Source organism: Devosia sp. (genome assembly GCF_028290435.1).
Lineage (GTDB): Bacteria > Pseudomonadota > Alphaproteobacteria > Rhizobiales > Devosiaceae > Devosia.
In genome coordinates this window covers 1-17,288 of record NZ_JAQGJV010000043.1, presented here as the reverse complement: position 1 = coordinate 17,288, position 17,288 = coordinate 1, and the positions used below count along the sequence as shown (strand labels likewise).

Annotated in this window: 14 protein-coding genes and 1 pseudogene; 11 read left to right on the top strand and 4 right to left on the bottom strand. The window is 63.5% G+C overall.

All coding sequences use genetic code 11. From position 1 onward, the window contains the following. Positions 1 to 166: 166 nt before the first annotated feature. The 4 genes from tauA to ssuD all read left to right on the top strand — a co-directional run bounded on the left by tauA (position 167) and on the right by ssuD (position 4,058). Positions 167 to 1,165, top strand: coding sequence for a taurine ABC transporter substrate-binding protein (tauA, locus tag JWP26_RS11040; RefSeq protein WP_299727174.1), 999 nt, complete (start codon positions 167 to 169; stop codon positions 1,163 to 1,165). A 91-nt stretch (positions 1,166 to 1,256) separates the two neighbouring features. Further along, positions 1,257 to 2,051, top strand: a complete 795-nt coding sequence (locus tag JWP26_RS11035; RefSeq protein WP_299727171.1) for a taurine ABC transporter ATP-binding protein — start codon at positions 1,257 to 1,259, stop codon at positions 2,049 to 2,051. Then, complete coding sequence (locus tag JWP26_RS11030) at positions 2,048 to 2,881, top strand: ABC transporter permease subunit (protein WP_299727168.1); 834 nt, start codon at positions 2,048 to 2,050, stop codon at positions 2,879 to 2,881. Before JWP26_RS11035 ends, JWP26_RS11030 begins: the two co-directional genes overlap by 4 nt. A 19-nt stretch (positions 2,882 to 2,900) precedes the next feature. Further along, on the top strand, positions 2,901 to 4,058 hold the full coding sequence (ssuD, locus tag JWP26_RS11025; RefSeq protein WP_299727165.1) for an FMNH2-dependent alkanesulfonate monooxygenase: 1,158 nt from the start codon (positions 2,901 to 2,903) through the stop codon (positions 4,056 to 4,058). Positions 4,059 to 4,100: 42 nt separating this feature from the next. Here the strand turns inward: ssuD and JWP26_RS11020 are convergent, their stop codons facing one another. The 3 genes and pseudogenes from JWP26_RS11020 to JWP26_RS11010 form a co-directional block, all read right to left on the bottom strand. Continuing rightward, positions 4,101 to 5,351: a monooxygenase gene (locus JWP26_RS11020; protein ID WP_299727163.1), complete on the bottom strand. Its 1,251-nt coding sequence runs from the start codon at positions 5,349 to 5,351 to the stop codon at positions 4,101 to 4,103. 22 nt (positions 5,352 to 5,373) lie between these two features. After that, positions 5,374 to 6,973, bottom strand: a pseudogene (locus tag JWP26_RS11015) (ABC transporter substrate-binding protein). A 63-nt stretch (positions 6,974 to 7,036) separates the two neighbouring features. Further along, positions 7,037 to 8,128 carry a rhodanese-like domain-containing protein gene (locus JWP26_RS11010; protein WP_299727161.1) on the bottom strand — a complete coding sequence of 364 codons (1,092 nt, stop codon included), beginning with the start codon at positions 8,126 to 8,128 and terminating at the stop codon, positions 7,037 to 7,039. Positions 8,129 to 8,599: 471 nt separating this feature from the next. On the opposite strand from JWP26_RS11010, the gene gcvA reads away from it, so the two are divergent. Then, positions 8,600 to 9,598 carry a transcriptional regulator GcvA gene (gcvA, locus tag JWP26_RS11005; protein ID WP_299727159.1) on the top strand — a complete coding sequence of 333 codons (999 nt, stop codon included), beginning with the start codon at positions 8,600 to 8,602 and terminating at the stop codon, positions 9,596 to 9,598. Positions 9,599 to 9,656: 58 nt separating this feature from the next. On the opposite strand, the gene JWP26_RS11000 is transcribed toward gcvA, so the two are convergent. Further along, entirely contained in the window at positions 9,657 to 10,307 is a 651-nt protein-coding gene (locus JWP26_RS11000; RefSeq protein WP_299727156.1) for a GntR family transcriptional regulator, read from the bottom strand. Between the two features lie 232 nt (positions 10,308 to 10,539). Here JWP26_RS11000 and JWP26_RS10995 point away from each other — a divergent pair, with 232 nt between their 5' ends. The 6 genes from JWP26_RS10995 (at position 10,540) to manD (ending at position 17,210) form a co-directional block, all read left to right on the top strand. Further along, positions 10,540 to 11,862 (top strand): extracellular solute-binding protein, encoded by a 1,323-nt coding sequence (locus JWP26_RS10995; protein ID WP_299727153.1) that lies wholly within the window; start codon positions 10,540 to 10,542, stop codon positions 11,860 to 11,862. 62 nt (positions 11,863 to 11,924) lie between these two features. Then, on the top strand, positions 11,925 to 12,845 hold the full coding sequence (locus JWP26_RS10990; RefSeq protein WP_299727150.1) for a carbohydrate ABC transporter permease: 921 nt from the start codon (positions 11,925 to 11,927) through the stop codon (positions 12,843 to 12,845). Beyond that, positions 12,845 to 13,729, top strand: a complete 885-nt coding sequence (locus tag JWP26_RS10985; RefSeq protein ID WP_299727147.1) for a carbohydrate ABC transporter permease — start codon at positions 12,845 to 12,847, stop codon at positions 13,727 to 13,729. The genes JWP26_RS10990 and JWP26_RS10985 overlap by 1 nt, the downstream gene beginning before the upstream one ends. A gap of 27 nt (positions 13,730 to 13,756) precedes the next feature. After that, the gene (locus tag JWP26_RS10980) at positions 13,757 to 14,806 is read left to right on the top strand and encodes a mannonate dehydratase (protein WP_299727144.1); all 1,050 of its coding nucleotides are present in this window, start codon (positions 13,757 to 13,759) and stop codon (positions 14,804 to 14,806) included. Positions 14,807 to 14,864: 58 nt separating this feature from the next. Next, a complete protein-coding gene (locus JWP26_RS10975; protein WP_299727141.1) occupies positions 14,865 to 15,977 on the top strand; it encodes a lactonase family protein in 1,113 nt (370 codons plus the stop codon). Between the two features lie 21 nt (positions 15,978 to 15,998). Continuing rightward, complete coding sequence (gene manD / locus JWP26_RS10970) at positions 15,999 to 17,210, top strand: D-mannonate dehydratase ManD (RefSeq protein ID WP_299727138.1); 1,212 nt, start codon at positions 15,999 to 16,001, stop codon at positions 17,208 to 17,210. The last annotated feature ends 78 nt before the right edge of the window (positions 17,211 to 17,288 follow it).

The following is a 17,288-nucleotide window of genomic DNA, read 5'->3' as shown; positions in this document are numbered from 1 at the left end:
TCGCGTCTCGTATTCGGGCTGCGTTTGTTTTCACGCATGCGGAATCTTCGCACCGCGGATAACTCGACTATATTGATAGAGTAAGAATAATATCTGACAGGCTCGTGATGACCACGACGCGGCCTGGCTTAAAGGCCGGCAACCATCGACGACAGGACCGCCCGAAATGACGCTCAATCGCCGTTCCCTATTTTCCGCTGCTGCCGCGCTGCTGATGCTCGGCACCGTCGGCTCGACTGCCGCTTTCGCGGTCGATCTGCATATCGGCTGGCAGCCGATCGTTGAGCCCAGCCGCGTGCCGCAGGCCGATGGCGCCTATGAGAAAGCCACTGGCGCCAACATCACTTGGAGCCGCTTCGAAGGCGGTGCCGACGTGATCGCCGCCGTGGCGTCCGGTTCGATCGACATCGGTTATGTCGGCTCCTCGCCGCTGACCGTCGCGGCCAGCCAGGAACTGCCGATCGAAACCATTTTCGTGGTTGGCAATATTGCCGAAGCCGAAGCGCTGGCCGTCAAGGGCGTGGATACCCCCGAAGGCCTGGTCGGCAAGAAGATCGCCACCCCCTTCGTCTCGACCGCTCATTACAGCCTTCTCACAGCCCTCAAGCATTGGGGCGTCGATCCGGCATCGCTGGAAATCCTCAATCTGCGGCCGCCTGAAATTGCCGCTGCCTGGGAGCGCGGCGATATCGATGGCGCTTATGTGTGGGATCCCGTGCTGACCCAGATCAAGTCGACTGGCGGCAAAGTGCTGGCTGACTCGGCTGACGTAGCCGGTTGGGGCGGCCCGACATTTGACGCCTGGATCGTGCGCAAGGATTTCGCCGAAGCCAATCCAGACGTGGTGCAGGCCTTCGTCAAGACGACCGCCGACGCTTACGCCGCCTATCTCGGCAAGCCCGATGCCTGGAACGCCACCTCGCCTGAAGCCAAGAAGATCGCGGATCTGACGGGCGCCAAGCAGGAAGACGTGCCGCTGCTGCTCAAGGGCTATGTGTTCCCGTCCCTCGCCGAACAGGCCAGCCCGGCATTCCTGGGCGGCGCGACCACGGAAGCGATTGCCGCAACCGCGAAATACCTCGTCGAGCAGGGCAAGATCCCCGCCGCACTCGACGATTATTCGCCCTATGTGACGACGCAATTCGTCACGGCTGCGGCGAAGTAAGAACCTAGCGGACGGTCCTCTTCCTGTCGTCCCGCTACTGCTCGCCATCGGTTCTCCGGCCGGTGGCGAGCTTGATTTTAAGGAGTTGGCGATGAGCGAACTGCGCCTCGATGGCATCAGCCTGAGCTACGATCGCGGGCGGGCACAACGCGGACCGTGCGTGTTGGACAATGTCACGCTGTCGGTGGGCGCCAATGAGTTTGTCGCCGTGCTCGGACAGTCGGGGTCGGGCAAGACCAGCCTGCTCAATATCGCTGCCGGGTTCATCGCGCCTAGCGCCGGGCGGGTTACCATTGACGGCGTGGCGCAAGCCGGCCCCGGTGCCGGACGCGCGGTGGTGTTTCAGGACGATGCACTGTTCGCTTGGCTCAATGCTCGCGACAATGTTGCGCTGCCACTGCGGTTGCGCGGTCTTGACGTGAAGGAGCGGCGGCAACGGGCCGATGCGCTGCTGGCGCAAGTGGGGCTGGAAGGGCAGGGCGGCAAGGCGATCTGGACACTGTCCGGTGGCATGCGCCAGCGCGTCGGCATTGCCCGCGCTTTGGCCTCCGAGCCGCGCTTCCTGCTGATGGACGAGCCGCTCGGCGCGCTCGATGCGATGACGCGCGAGCGCATGCAGGAATTGCTGCTGCGGGCGTGGCGCACCAGTCGCGCCGGCGCGCTGCTGATCACTCACAGCGTGGAGGAAGCATTGTTTGTCGCTACCCGCGTCATCGTGCTGGCGCCGCATCCGGGGCGGATCGTTGAATCGCTTGATGTCGATTTCGGCGCCCGTTTCCTTGATGGCGAGGCGGCCCGCGCCATCAAGTCCGATCCGGCCTTCATCGCCATCCGCGAGCGTCTGATCGACGCCATCCACGAGACTGAATTGCGAGTGGCTTCATGAGTACGCTGGGCGATCGAACCAATCCGCTGTCATTGCCGGTCGCGGGCCGGAGCTTCGACTGGCGCCCGTGGGTGCCGACGATAGTGGGCACGTTGACGACGCTGGTCGTGATCCTCTTCTGGCATTTGGCTAGCACCAATGCATGGGTGTCGCCGGTCTTCCTGCCGCCGCCGGCAAAGGTGTTCCGCTCGTTCATCGGGCTGATCGTCAACGGCTATGTCGACAGCACGCTGTTCCAGCATGCGGGGACCAGCCTGGCACGGGTGTTTTCGGCGCTGTTCTTTGCTGCTTTGTTCGCCATTCCGGCCGGTATTCTGATTGCCACCAGCCCGGTGGGGCGCGGCGTGCTCGATCCGCTGATCGAGTTTTTGCGCCCGCTGCCGCCGCTGGCCTATCTGCCACTGGTCATCATCTGGTTCGGCATTGGCGAGCCGTCAAAGGTTCTGGTCATTGCTTTGTCGATGATCGCGCCGATTGCCATTTCCACTGCCAGTGGCGTTCGCTCGGCCTCCGAAAGCCAGATCAATGCCGCGCGCTCGTTCGGGGCCAGCCGCTTTCAGGTGCTGACCAATGTGCTGCTGCCGGGGGCGTTGCCCTCGATCATCACCGGTATCCGCATCGCGCTGGGCGCGGGCTGGACCACGCTGGTGGCGGCTGAACTGGTCGCGGCGTCACGCGGGCTTGGCTACATGATCCAGTCGGCGGCGCAATTCCTCGTCACCGATGTGGTGATCGTCGGCATCCTGGTGATCGCTGCGCTGTCGATCGCCTTCGAAACCATCCTGCGCCTGCTCGAACGGGTATTCACCCCCTGGTCCAGGCATCGCTGATCCATCTGAAAGAGCCGTCATGACCCACCATCCCTTACGTTTTTTCTGGTTCATTCCCACCCACGGCGATGGGCGCTATCTCGGCTCGGAGGACAATGTCCGTCCTGCCGATTTCGGCTATTTCAAGCAGATCGCCCAGGCTGCCGACCGGCTCGGTTTCGAGGGCGTTCTGCTGCCGACGGGCCAGAATTGTGAAGAGTCCTGGATCGTCGCCACTGGCCTCGCCACGGTGACCGAGCGGCTGAAGTTCCTCGTCGCCATCCGGCCCGGCGTGACCTTGCCGAGCTTCGCCGCGCGGCAGACGGCGGCGCTGGATCGGTTGAGCAATGGGCGGTTGCTGATCAACGTTGTGGTGGGCGGCAATCCCACCGAGCTGGCCGCCGATGGCGTCTTCACGCCTCATGACGAGCGCTATGCGCAGGCCGCTGAATTCCTCACCATCTGGCGCGGGCTGCTGTCGGGTGAGACGGTTGACTTCGATGGCAAATATTACCGCATCGAGGCTGGGCGGCTAGATTTCCCGACGGTGCAGAACCCGCATCCGCCGCTCTATCTGGGCGGCTCGTCTGAGGCCGGCATCGATCTCGCGGCCGAGCAGGTGGACACGTACCTGACCTGGGGAGAGCCGGTCGCCGCCGTGGCCGCGAAGGTGCGGGCGGTTCGTGAGCGCGCCGCCGCGCGGGGGCGCAAGGTGCGCTTTGGCATGCGGCTGCACTTCATCGTGCGAGAGACAGAGGCGGAGGCCTGGGGCGAGGCTGAGCGGCTGATCTCCAAGGTTTCCGACGAGCAGATCGAGCGCGCGCAGGCGCGGTTCACCCAGCAGATGGATTCGGTGGGCCAGCGGCGCATGGCCGAGCTGCATGGCGGCCGACGCGACCGGCTGGTTGTTGCGCCCAATCTGTGGGCCGGCGTTGGCCTGGTGCGCAATGGGGCCGGCACGGCTCTGGTCGGCACGCCGGAGCAGATCGCCGAGCGCCTGCGTGAATACCAAGAGGCCGGCATCGAGCTCATCATCGGTTCGGGCTATCCGCATCTGGAAGAAGCTTATCGCGTGGCCGAGTTGCTGTTTCCGGCGCTGGGCCTGCGGCAGGGCGGACAGCACGCGCATGCCGGGGCCAGCAATGAGTTTGCCGTCGGTTTTCATGGCAGGCAGCAGGTGGCCACTGGCCGCACCTGAAACACGTAAGTAAGGAGGCCCGCAATGCGGACCTCCCTGGGATCAAGCCGGCGTCTTTTCCTCCGTCACCGCCGCGACGTCGATGCCGCCATGCGGGGCGGGGGTCGTGCCGTTGACTGCGAAATCGCCGACGATGCGGTCGTGGTAGATGCGGGGATTGTGCGAGGCGATGGTGCGGGCATTGCGCCAGTGGCGGTCCAGCGCGTGGCTGCGTTTGGCGGCCGAGGCGCCCAGCGCGTCGAACAGGATGGTGCTGGCGTCGAGGATCAGGCTGGTGATTACCGTCACGGCCTGGCTGACTTCGAGGTCGGCATTGCGGTCGGCCTCGGCCTTGCTTGCAGTATCGTTGTCGCGATTGGCTTCGAAGGATCGTTGCAGGGCCTCAGCCGCCTTGAGCGCGATGGCCCCCGACGCATAGGCCGCGCCGCGCACCTTGCCGACGACCTGGAGCACTTGTGGGTCCTGGGCGGTGCGCGAGGCATTGCCGCGGCCATAGACGCGCTTGCGTTTGGCGACGTGTCGCGACAGGTCGCCGGCAGCGGCGCGACCGACGCCCGCCAGCGTCGCCAGATGCACGAGCTGGAAGAAGCCGCCAGAATAGCTGAAGCGCGCCGCAGCCGGCTTGAGCAGGTCGTCGCTGATGGCGACGTCCTTGAACCGCGCGGTGCCGCTGGCGCTCAGCGCCTGGCCGAAGCCGTCCCAGTCATCGAGGATTTCGACGCCGGGCGCCCCGGTCGGCACCAGTGCGCCGAGCGGATTGCCCTCGCCGTCGGCACCGGCCAGGGTGATCCAGTCGGCGTAGAGCGAGCCGGTGGTGTAGTATTTCTCGCCGTTGAGCAGCCAGCCATCCCCATGCCGGACCAAGCGCGTGGAGTAGGTGCCGATCTTGCCATCGCCCAGCTCGGAAAAGCCGCTGCCGATGGTTTCGCGATCGCCCAGCCGCTTGAGCCAGGCATTGCGCCACGGGCTGACGGGCGCGTTCAGCACGTCCTCGGTGAAGCCGAAATGGCTGCGATAGGCATTGGTGAGATTGGGATCGGCCTCGGATAGCTCGATCAGCAGGCCGAATTGCTCCGGCAGCGTCAGGCCCAGCCCGCCATTCTCGACCGGCAGGCGCAGGGTCGAAAAGCCAGCCTCCTTGAGCCAGCGTACTTCGTCATGCAGCAGGATGCGGTCGATATCGCGGGTCACCGCGCGTTCGCGGATGCGTGCGAAGATGGGCCGGAATGGCGCTGCGATCGTGTCGAAGCGAGCGGAGGGGCCGGCGCCCCAGGCCTGGGTGATATTGGTCATGAAATGATCCCCGATGCTGTCGTCAGGCGATGAAATGGGCGTAGGCGAGACTGCCGGCGAGGCCTTCGGCACCGACGGTATGGTCGGCCACGCGCTTGTCGTAGAGCGTCAGATCGGGCGAGCTGACCACGTTGATGTCGGGGAGGTCGTCGTGGATCTGGCGCTGGAAATCGGCGAATTGCTGGAAGCGCAACTCCGGATTGACCTCGATGGCAGCCGCTTCGAGCAACTTGTCCACGACCGGGCTGCTGTAGCCGGAGCCGTTGGTGAACGGGATGCCGGGCTTGAAGTTCTTGCTCCAGTAGAGCCGCTGCACGCCCACCGTCGGATCGAACAGGTTGCTCATGCCGTGATAGGTGAAATCGAAGTCGCGGTCGGTATAGACGCGCTTGATGTAGGTGGGGAAATCCTGCGAGCGAAGCGAGACCTCCACGCCAACACCGGCCAAGGCCTGCTTGATGTACTCGCCGCCGCGCTTGTAGAGGTCCTGGCCGCCGAGCGGATCGAGCGTCAGGCGCTGGCGAATACCATCGGACCCGCGCGGAAAACCTGCCTCGTCGAGCAGAGCTTCGGCCTTGGCGGTATCGATCGCGTAGGCCGGCAGGTCGGGGACGTAGAATTTGGCCAGGCTGGGCACAATCGGGCCTTCGATGATCGAGCCGTAGCCGAAATTGACGGTCTTGTGGATCACCGATTTGTCGATGGTGTGGGCGAAGGCTTTGCGGACGCGGACATCCTTGAAGAACGGGTGCTCGAAGTTGAATTCAATGCGGGAGAGGTTGTTCTTGTAGCCATAGCCGCGCCGTTCAATGCCGATATTGGGCAGGGTTTCAAAGCGCGCCAGATCGCTGAGGGGAATGGGTGTGCTCGGGCCGACATGGGCCTCGCCGGTCTCCAGCGCAATGGAGCGCGCGGATGCGTCGGCGATGAATCGGATAATCAGCCGATCCAGATAAGGCCTTGGGGCATCCCAATAGTTTTCGTTGCGCACGAACTCCACGTGGCTGCCGCGCACCCATTCCTTGAAGACGAAGGGCCCGGTGCCGACCGGCGCGCTATTGTGCGGGGTTCTGGGCGACATCGGTGCCCTCGTAGAGATGGCGGGGCACGATAGGCGTTTCCGACGATCCCAGCGCCGTCAGCAAATAGGGGGCGGGATTGGAGAGCTTCAGCACCACCGTCAGCTCGTCCGGGGTCTGGATATCGTTGACCGTGGCGAAGGTGACCCGGCCGCGCGGATGGCCTTCCTTGATCGCAGCCAGCGTGAAGGCCACGTCGGCGGAGGTGAAGGGTTGGCCGTCATGCCATTTGACGTTGGGGCGCAGACCGAACGTGTAGGTCAGCCCATCGGGCGCAACGTCCCAACTGGTGGCTAGCAGGGGGAGGGGATTGAGGTCGAAATCGTAGGTCAGCAGGCCTTCGGTGTGCTTGCCGGTGAAATCGGTGACGCCGGTATGCACAATGCCGGTCAGGGTCGGCGGCTCACTGGTTTCTAGCAGCACGAGGGTGCCGCCACGTTGCGGCGACTGCGCCAAGGCCGGACGTGCCAATACGGCGGCGCTGAGCGCAGCGGCGGACAGGCCGAGGAAATGGCGCCGATTGGGCGTCCAAAGGGTGGACATGGATAGTCTCCGACAAAAGGTGACGCTGGGGATGGCCGGCCGCCGCAGCGGCCGGCGAAATGGTCAGGCGACGGCGCTGAGACGCACGTCGGCGAAATCGTGCAGCAGGATGGCAATCTCGTAGCCACGGCGGCGCAGCCAATGCGCCACGGTTTTGGCGCGGACGCCGAGCAGGTCATCGACCAGGATGACGCGCGAGCCGCGCACCGCGATGGTGCGATAGGCCACGCCCAGCAGCTGTCCGCCTTCCGAGGAGATGGAGCGTGGCAGATGCTCGGCAGCGAATTCCTCAGGCGTGCGGACGTCGAGGAAATAGGTGGTCCGGTTCGTATTGCCCACCCAGCTATCGGCGGTGGCGCGGTCGATGAAGGTCAGGCTGTCGTCCTTGGACAGGGTCTCGATATGGTCGGCCGCGAAGCGCTTGGCGTCGTCGCTGGCCTCGCCATAGGCGGCGGTCCGGCCGGTTTCGAGGGTCAAGCCGGCATTGGTCCAGCCCTTGGTGCCATCGTCGAGATAGGCGACGAAATTGGGCACACCGGCATCGATCAGTGTCTGCGCACCGAGGATTGCACGGGGCAGGCCGGCGCAGGAGACCAGCACCTTGGTGGTCGGCGACGGGACCAAATCCTTGAAGCGCAGCAGTAGCTCGGCGCCCGGTACGCTCACCGCGCCGGGGACGTGTTCCTTGCTGTATTCGGGAAGCGTGCGGCTATCGAGCACGATCACGTCCTCGCCCTTGTCGCGCAGTGCCTGCAACTCGGTGGCGCTGACAACGGGCGTGCCTTTTTCATCGCGCACCTTGGTGACGAAGGGGACGCCGGCAATGTCGAACGTCGGCAGCGTCTCGACGCCGCCCTCGATCCAGGCCGGAATGCCGCCCTCGAGCGCATGGATATTGGTCCAGCCAGCCGTCGTGAGGCGCGTGACAGCGGCTTGCGCTGCGCCGGTGCCGTCATCGACCAGGACGGTGCGGACCACCCGGCGCGGCACGAAGCGGTCAAGCTCGGCATCGAGCCTGTCCGCCGGCAGATTGGTGGCGAACAGCGGCGATGCATAGCCGACGGCCTCCGCGGGGCGAATATCGAGCACGGCCAGTTCGGCGCCGTCGCCGAGCCAGTCGATAAGGGTCTGCTTGCTGATCGAACGATCGGCCATGGGAAATCTCCTTGGTTGTTCAGGCGCGGCACGCCCCAGGGTCTGAACATCCAGCCCGCAAGCCGATTTCGGAAGAATGATTTTCTGCCTCGACCGGGAAGGCGGGCTTTCGGCGCAACGATCGTTTCGCTTGCGCTATGAAAATCGTGAAATGATTGCGCAATGCCGCAGGCAACGACAAACCAGTTGGCGAGATGCAGGGACTTTCCTCAACTCGCAAGACTTGAGGGCGCTGAGGCTGCCGCCGACAATAGCTGCACTATGGGTCTATGGAACCGGTCCGGCGCGCTCGCGCGCCAGGGAATCCTCATGCGCTTCGGGAGCTATTATCTACTAGAATTATAGACATTACGTTTTCTTAGATTTCGGTTCTTCCGCGGCCGCTGGCGGCGCAAGCAATTTGTCGCGCGTCACGCCCTTTCGCAACAGGCGCTCTGGCCCGGCTGGGCCCTGCTGTGGTGCTATGGTGGCATGAACACACAGCTTCGCGCCCGGACCATGCAGCAGCCCACGCTGGCACGTTTGCCACCGTTAACGTCGTTGCGCGCGTTCGTGGCCACCGCGCGCCATCTCAGCTTCATCCGCGCCGCCGACGAGCTGCATGTCACCTCGGCGGCGATCGGCCAGCAGATCCGGCAGCTTGAGGATCATCTCGGCCATGCCCTGTTCCTGCGCAATCGAGGACAGTTGCAATTGACCGATGCCGGGCAGGCGCTGATGCCCGGCCTCACCGAGGCTTTCGATACGGTCTTGGAAACGATGGCACGGCTGGCCGGCAATACCGATGCCGCCCCGATCCGAATTTCGGTCGCCCCGTCCTTCGCCAGCAAGTGGCTGGTGCCGCGTCTGGCCGCGCTGCGAGATAGCGTGCCCGATCTTGAAGTACTGCTCGACGCTTCGACGCGGCTGGCCGATGTCGCGGGTGAAGACACCGACTGCGTCATTCGATACGGGCAGGGGGCCTATCCGGGCCTCGTGGCCTCGCGCCTGTTTTCCGAAGCGGTATTGCCGGTTTGCAGTCCGGACTTCGCCGAACGCCATGGACTCTATCGCGGCCCCGATGCTTTGCTCGGCGTGCCGCTGTTGCACGAGGATGGCCCCGAGCGCGATGCGTCCTGCCCGGACTGGAAAAACTGGCTGCGGTCAGCCGGCGCCTCCACGCGCATCGGCGATAGCGGCATAAGGGTCAACCAGTCGTCGCTGGTGTTGGACGCCGCCCTAGCCGGGCAGGGCATTGGCCTGGGCAAGCTGCGCCTGGCGGAGGCCGACCTAGCGTCCGGCCGGTTGGTCAGCCCGTTTGGCGCGCCGCAGGCTGTCGAATTTTCGTACTTCTTCGCCACCAGTCCGCACAAAAGCGGGCTCCGGCGTGTCGAACTGTTCCGCGACTGGCTTGAGGCCGAAGCCGCGGCGGTTCAGGCCATACTGCCTCAGTCGCCGTCCGCATCGGTGCCGGCCCTCGCGGCGGAATAGCCTATCTATCGCCCGCCTGCCCGATTGGATCGAACCGGCGCCGAGCGCCGCCGTATCTTCACGTGGTGAGGGTGCGGTGGAGGACGCCGCGCAGATGGTTGTCCAGCGCGTCGACGGCGCCCTGGGCATCGCGTCGCTCCAGGGCCTCGATGACGGCGACATGTTCGCGCATCGACTTGATGGTGTTGGCGGGGTCTACGGATTCAGGATTGACCAGCCGTATCAGGTACATTTTCTGGTGCAGCCGCTCGTAGATCACCCTGATCTGCTGATTTTCGAAGGCGGCGATGAAGCTGTTGTGAAACGCCCATTCCAGTTGCCGGACCGGCTCGCGATAGACCGCCGGATCGGCGACCGTTTCCACAAACTCCATGATCGCGTCATGGTCGGCGCGCGTCTTGGTCAGCCATGACTTGCCGACCGAGCGGGCGAATTTGGACAGGCCCTCGCGCTCAAGGATGCCCCGGAGCTGGAAGGTGTTGCCGACGAATTTGACGTCCGGATAAAAGATGGTGAGGCCGATGCGCCGGCGCACGGTGACAAGGCCTTCGGCTTCGAGCAAGGTCGTGGTCTCGCGGAACGGCGATAGCGAAATGCCCAGGATATCGCAGAATTCCTCCTGCTTGAGGGTTTGGCCAAGCTTGAGCCTGCCGTCGACCAGCGCTTCGACGAACGCCAGATAACCGGGATTGTCGATCCCCTGACCCAATGCATGTCCCCAATCAAGATTATCGGTAATTCTGCGGCGATAAGCCGTTGACAGTTCTTACGACGCGGCTCTAACATTTTCTAGACGCGTTTAAATATATTTAAAGTGGGCGCGTCGGGCCCGGAGGAGGGTCGCAGTCATCGCCGGATGGTCGCCTGCCGCCGCAGCGACAGCTTCTGGATGGTCTTGCTGAGCAGCCGCAAAGGCGCCAGCCGGGTGGGAGGAAGATTTCATGGACGACAAGCCTAATAGTGCTGCGCGTGGATGGACGCGCCGCCGGGTGCTCGGCACTGCCGCCAGCAGCCTCGCCATCGCCGCCGCGGGCAGCTTTCCGATGCCGGCCATCGCGCAGAGCAAGAAGCTGACCTATTGGGGCGGCCTGATTTTCTCGGACGAAGCCAACAAGCTGTTGACCGACACCATCAACGCCTGGGGCGCCGCCAATGGCGTCGCCACCGAAGTGGTGATGATCAACCAGAACGAGACCGTGCAGAAGGTCTCGGCGGCGGTGTCGTCCAACACCATGCCCGATGCGCTCGATCTCGGCCTAGACCTCCTGCTGCTGCTGTCGCGCCAGGATCAGTTCATCACGCTGGACGATCTCTACAAGAAAATCGGCGACGCGCAGGGCGGCTGGTTCGAAGGGACCGACAAGGCGACCGACACCACCAAGGATGCTGGCGGCCGAACCGGCATACCGTTTGGCGTCAACGGCAACCTGTTGCTACGCCGCAAGGACCTGCTGGAGCCGGCAGGCTTCACCGAGGCGCCCAAGACTTGGGACGAGCTGGTGGCGCAGGCTGTCGCGGTCAATAAATCCCCGGTTTCGGGGCTTGGGCTGGCGCTGTCCAACGTTGGCGACGCCAATGTGCAGGTCAACGTGCTGCAGTCCTATGGTGGGCGCATTGCCGATGACGCGGGCAAGAAGGTTACCATCAAGTCCGCGGAAACCCGCACTTACCTGACTTGGCTCAAGGACGCCTGGGACAAGGGCATTTTCCCGCCCGGCAACACCACCTGGGACGGCGCCGGCGACAACCAGGCCTATTTGTCCGGGCAGGCCGCTTTCATCGCCAATACCGGCTCGGTCGGCATCGCCGCCAAGAATGACGATCCGGAGCTCTACGACGGCAGCGCCTTCTCGCCGCTCCCCGCCGGACCCAAGGGCACCATCTCGCCAATCACCCCGCAAACCCGCGCGATCACCAAGAATAGTGGCGCGCAGGACGAGGCCAAGGCACTGCTGGAACACCTGGCGCAGCCGGAATTCATGAACGCCTATTTCAACGTGGCGATCTATGGCCCGGTGCTGAAAAGCCAGGAAAAGTTGAGTGCCTTCGATGGCACCAACCCGATCCTCGCAGGCCTGCTCAATCTGGCCAAGGCGGGAACGGCCCCGGCCTATCCCGATGTCTACAACGCTGCCTGGGCCGATCTGTCGTCCAACTTCATCATCCCAAAAATGTGCCAGCGCGTCGTCGTCGACGGCTGGGATTTCGACAAGGCGATGGACGAAGCCCAGACCCAGGGCCAGATCATCTACGACAAGTACTGACCCGTCAGATTTTATCGACCTCGGGCGGCTTGGCCGTCCGGGGCTCCCTTCCGGGATAGACCATGTCGTTAGCCGTAGACCCATCAACCAGACCATCACGCCGGCGGCGCCTGCCGACCGGCGTGCGTGCCAAGCTGTTCGCCTATGCGCTGGTGGCGCCGGTCGTCCTGCTGATCATCGGGCTGGTCGCCTATCCGTTTTTCTTCGCCATCTACGTGTCGTTCACCGATCAGGTGGTGGGCAGCGTCGGCAAGTTCATCGGCTTTGCCAATTTCGTCTATCTCTCGAAATCCGCGACGTTCACCGCGGCGATCTGGAACACGGTGATTATCGTCCTCGTCTCGGACGGGCTCAAGCTGCTGATCGGCCTGGGCCTGGCTTTGCTGGTGCATCAGGCCATTCCCGGCCGCGGCATTTTCCGCTCTTTCCTTATGCTGCCCTGGGCCATGCCGGCTTTTGTCGCTTTCCTGACCTGGCGGGTGCTGTATCAGCCGATCGGCGGCGGCATTAACCTGGTGCTGACCGGCACCGGCATTTATCCCCACGTGGTCGACTGGCTCGGCCAGCGCCAGACCGCAATGGGCTCGGTTATTGCCGCTTCGGTGTGGCGCGGTTTTCCATTCTGGTTCATCTCGATCCTGGCGGCGCTGCAGTCCGTGCCCAAGGATCTGTATGAGGCCGCCCATATCGATGGCGCCAATGCCTGGCGGCGGTTCTGGGTCGTGACCGTCCCCGGCATCCGCCAGGTGGTGATCGTCACGACGCTGCTGTCCTCGATCTGGACCGCCAATGGCTTCGAACATGTCTGGCTGTTGACCGCAGGCGGGCCGTCCGACGCCACCATGGTGTTCCCGGTGCTGGCCTATTTCGGCATGCAGACCCAGCGGGTAGGGGAGGCGGCGGCGGTTTCCGTCGCCATGCTGCCGATCCTGGCGATCCTCGTCATCTTCGCCACCTCGCTCATGATGCGGGACGAAGATTGATGACCACACTCACCGCCACTATCCCGCTCGCTAAGAGCAAGGCCGGCCAGCGTCTCCGCCGCCGCTTCCTGATCGGCCGCTTACTGAGCTATGCGGCGCTCGTCATCGCCGTGCTGCTGGTGCTGTTCCCGATCTATTGGATGATCATCACTTCGCTGAAGCTGCCGCGTGAAATCTACCGGGTGCCGTCGCTGTGGCCCAAGACCTTCACGCTCGACAATTACGAGAAAATCCTCAGCGACGGCCAGTTCCTGATCGCCATCCGCAACAGCCTGATCGTGTCCTTCACCGTCACCATCATCTCGGTGATTATCTCGTCCTTCGCGGCCTATTCCATGGTGCGGTTTCGCTATCGGTTCCGCGGCTTTGTCGGCCGGTTGATCCTGTTCGCTTATCTGACGCCCGGCTCACTGCTGTTCATTCCGCTGTCGATCATCATGGCGCAATTGCGCCTCGGCAATTCGCTGTTCGGACTGATCATGGTCTACCTGACTTTCTCGCTGCCGCTGTCGACGTGGCTGCTGCAGGGCTATTTCAAGGGCGTGCCGCGCGAGGTCGAGGAGCAGGGACTGATCGACGGGCTGAGCCGTATCGGCGTGCTGTTCCGCATCGTGCTGCCGCTCTCCGCGCCCGGTATCGCGGCGGTGGCGATCTTCACCTTCACGGGGGCGTGGAACGAGCTGCTGCTGGCCCTGGTGCTGATCACCTCGGAGAGCCAGCGCACCGCGCCATTGGCGCTCAATTACCTCATCACCAGCGACGTGCTGCCCTGGGGGCCGCTGATGGCCGGCGCGGTCATCTCGTCGCTGCCGCTGATGATCCTCTACTTCGTGGCGCAACGTTTCATGGTGGCCGGGCTGGCCGACGGCTCGGTCAAGGGCTGATTTTTTAGGACTAAGGGACAGACGGATATGGCGATCAGAGTTGCAGTGGGGCAATTTCACGAGTTGAGCGAGGAGCGCCTGCGCTTTGCCGCCCAGATTGGCGCGAGCGGCCTGCAGATGAACAATCCCACCCTGCCGGGCGACACCCGCTGGGAACAGAGCGACGTGCGGGCGCTGGTCGATCAGGTCGAAGCCGCCGGCCTCAAGTTCGAGGCCATCGAGAATGTTCCCACCCATTTCTACCACAAGGCGATGATGGGGCTGGACGGACGCGACGAGCAGATCGAGAACTATCAGGCCACCATTCGTGCCGTGGCGCGCGCCGGCATTCCGGTGCTCGGGCTGCACTTCATGCCCAACTCGGTCTGGACCACCGACCGCTCCGGCAAGACGCGCGGCGGGGCAACCGCGCGCCAGTTCGACATGGCGGTGGTGGAAGCCAATGAAGGCAACCTCGATACGCTCCGCTCTTTCATGCCGACGACGCTGGGCCGCGCCTCCTCCATGCCGCTGTTCGGCAAGGATGGCCCGGTGATCACGGAGGACCAGATGTGGTCCAACTATACCTATTTTATGAACGCGGTGCTGCCGGTCGCCGAGCAGGAAGGCCTCAAGCTGGCCCTGCACCCGGACGATCCCCCGGTGCCGATGCTCGGCGGCGTGGCACGGCTGTTCTACAAGCCCGAGAACTTCAAGAAGGCCTATGACCTGGTCGGCCGTTCCGAAGCCTGGACGCTCGACCTGTGCCTGGGTTGCTGCTCGGAAATGCCGGGCGGCAAGGCCAACGTCACCGAGATGATCGATTTCTTCGCCCCCAAAGGCCGGATTTCCTACATCCATTTCCGCGACGTGCAGGGCTCCGTGCCCAATTTCACCGAATGCTTCATTGGCGACGGCAATTTTGACCCCGCCGAGGTCATCGTCCAGCTGGCCAAGCTCGGTTTCGACGGTTTTCTGCTCGATGACCACGTGCCGAAAATGAATGGTGACAGCGATTGGAACCATCGCGGCCGCTCGCACGCCATCGGCTATATGCAGGGCCTCGTGCGCATGGCCGAATTCCTCAAGGCCGCCTAGAGTAGCAGCGGTCCGCGCATCAGCGCGGGCCGCTCAATCATGAATATCTGGAGTTCGTATGCCCTCTGTCCTGTTCTATGTCGGCGGCGTCAATCGCGGCATCGGCTATGTCGCCAACCCCGCCGCCAAAGGCATCGCCGCCTTCCGGCTCGATCTCGATACCGGGGTGGCCGAGCCGCTTGGAGTGACTCAGGGCATCGATAATCCAACGTTTGTCGAGGTCGCCAAGGACGGAAAATCGCTCGCCGCGGTCAGCGAAGTCGGCGGTTGGAACGAAGGGCTGATCACTGGCTACGCGATCGATCCCACCACCGGCGCGCTGGAATATCTCTCCAAGCAGCCGACACGCGGCGACTACACGGCTCATTTCAGCCACGATAATTCCGGCGCTTTCGTCGGCATCGCCAACTATGGCGGCCTGCCGATCAGCGCCAAGCCGAACAAATCCGTCGCCATTTATCCGCGCGCGGCAGATGGCACGCTCGGATCGTTGGTTTCAGAAACGACCCATACCGGCGTGGGCCCCGATGCCGGGCGGCAGGATCGTCCTCATGCCCATTGCATCCGCTGGACCGCGGACAACAAGTTCGTCGTGGTGGCCGATCTGGGGGTCGACAAACTGGTGGTGTACCGCTTCGACAACCAGACCGGGGCACTGACGCCGCATGGCGAAACCGTGTTGCCGCCGGGCTCGGGCCCGCGCCACTTCGTGTTCCACCCGACGCTGCCCTATGCCTATCTGGTCAACGAAATGACCTGCACCTTGGCGAGCCTGACCTTCGACGCTGCTAACGGCACCTTCACCGTGCTGGCGAGCGCATCGACCCTGCCGCCGGGCGGCCATCCCGGCACGTCCGGTTCGGCAGTGGGCATCGCCGCTGGCGGTAAACACATCTATGTGGGCAATCGCGTTCACGACAGCGTTGCCGGTTTCAGTATCGATCAGACCACCGGCATCGCCAGCTTCATCGGCACGACGCCGACTGGCGGTCGCATTCCGCGCGACTTCGCTTTCGATCCGACCGGGCAGGTGCTCGCCGTCGCCAATCAGGAGAGCGACTGCATCAATCTGTTCCGCTACCAGCCCGACACTGGAGCTCTCGTCCCGCTCGGCGCGCCAATCCAGACCGGCTCGCCCACCGCCATCGCTTTCCATCCCACGGTCCGCTGAAGAGACCACAAGGACGCCGCCATGAAGATCAAAGACATCAAAGTCATCGTCTGCTCCCCGGGGCGCAATTTCGTTACGGTCAAGATTATTACGGACGAGGGGCTTTATGGCGTCGGCGACGGCACTGTGAACGGCCGCGAACTGTCGGTCGCCTCTTATCTTGAGGACCATGTCGCGCCCACGCTGATCGGCATGGACCCGCTGCGCACCGAGGATATCTGGCAGTACCTCTACAAGGGCGCCTATTGGCGGCGCGGGCCGATCACCATGGCGGCGATCGGGGCGATCGACATGGCGCTGTGGGATATCAAGGCCAAGGCCGCCAATATGCCGCTCTACCAGCTCTTGGGCGGCCGATCGCGCGACAAGGTGATGGTCTATAAGCACGTTGGCGGCCTCGATATTTCCGAGGTTGCCGAAGGTGTCGTGGCGCTGCGCGAGCAGGGGCTGGACGCAATTCGCGCGCAGGTCGCCATTCCCGGCCTGCCGCCGATCTACGGCACCGGCGACTCGACCGATCAGGATGCGCTACTGAATAAGCGCGTGGTGCCGCACGAGGAAGTCTGGGCCACCCACAAATACCTGCCGCTGGTGCCAAAGCTGTTCGAGAAGGTCCGCGACGCGGTGGGCTGGGACGTCCACCTGCTGCATGACGTGCATCACCGCCTGACGCCCATCGAGGCAGCGCGGCTGGGCAAGGATCTCGAGCCATTCCGCCTGTTCTGGCTTGAGGATGCCATTCCCGCCGAGCTTCAGGAAGGCTTCCGCATCATTCGCCAGCACACCACGACGCCACTGGCGGTGGGCGAGGTGTTCAACTCGATCTACGACACCCACACGCTGATCACCGAGCAGTTGATCGACTATGCCCGCGTCACCTCAGTGCATGCCGGCGGCGTCACCGGGCTCAAGAAGATTTTCGATCTGGCCGCCATCTATCATGTGCGCTCGGCCTGCCACGGTCCGCAGGACGTGTCTCCCATCGCCATGGGGTGCAATATCCATGTCGACGTCGCTATTCCGAACTTCGGTATCCAGGAATATTCCGGCTACACCGAGTTGATGCATGACGTGTTCAAATGCGCCTGGAGCTATGATCGCGGCTATCTGCAGCCCGGTGAAGTCATCGGTCACGGCGTCGATATCGATGAGGACCTGGCCGCCAAACACCCGTACCAGCAGGCCTATTTGCCGGTTGCTCGCCTGCAAGACGGCTCGATGACGAGCTGGTGAGGCAAGCGCCATGAAGATCACTGCAATAAAGCCCTATCCGGTTTGGGTCGGCCATCGTAACCAGCTCATCGTCAAGAT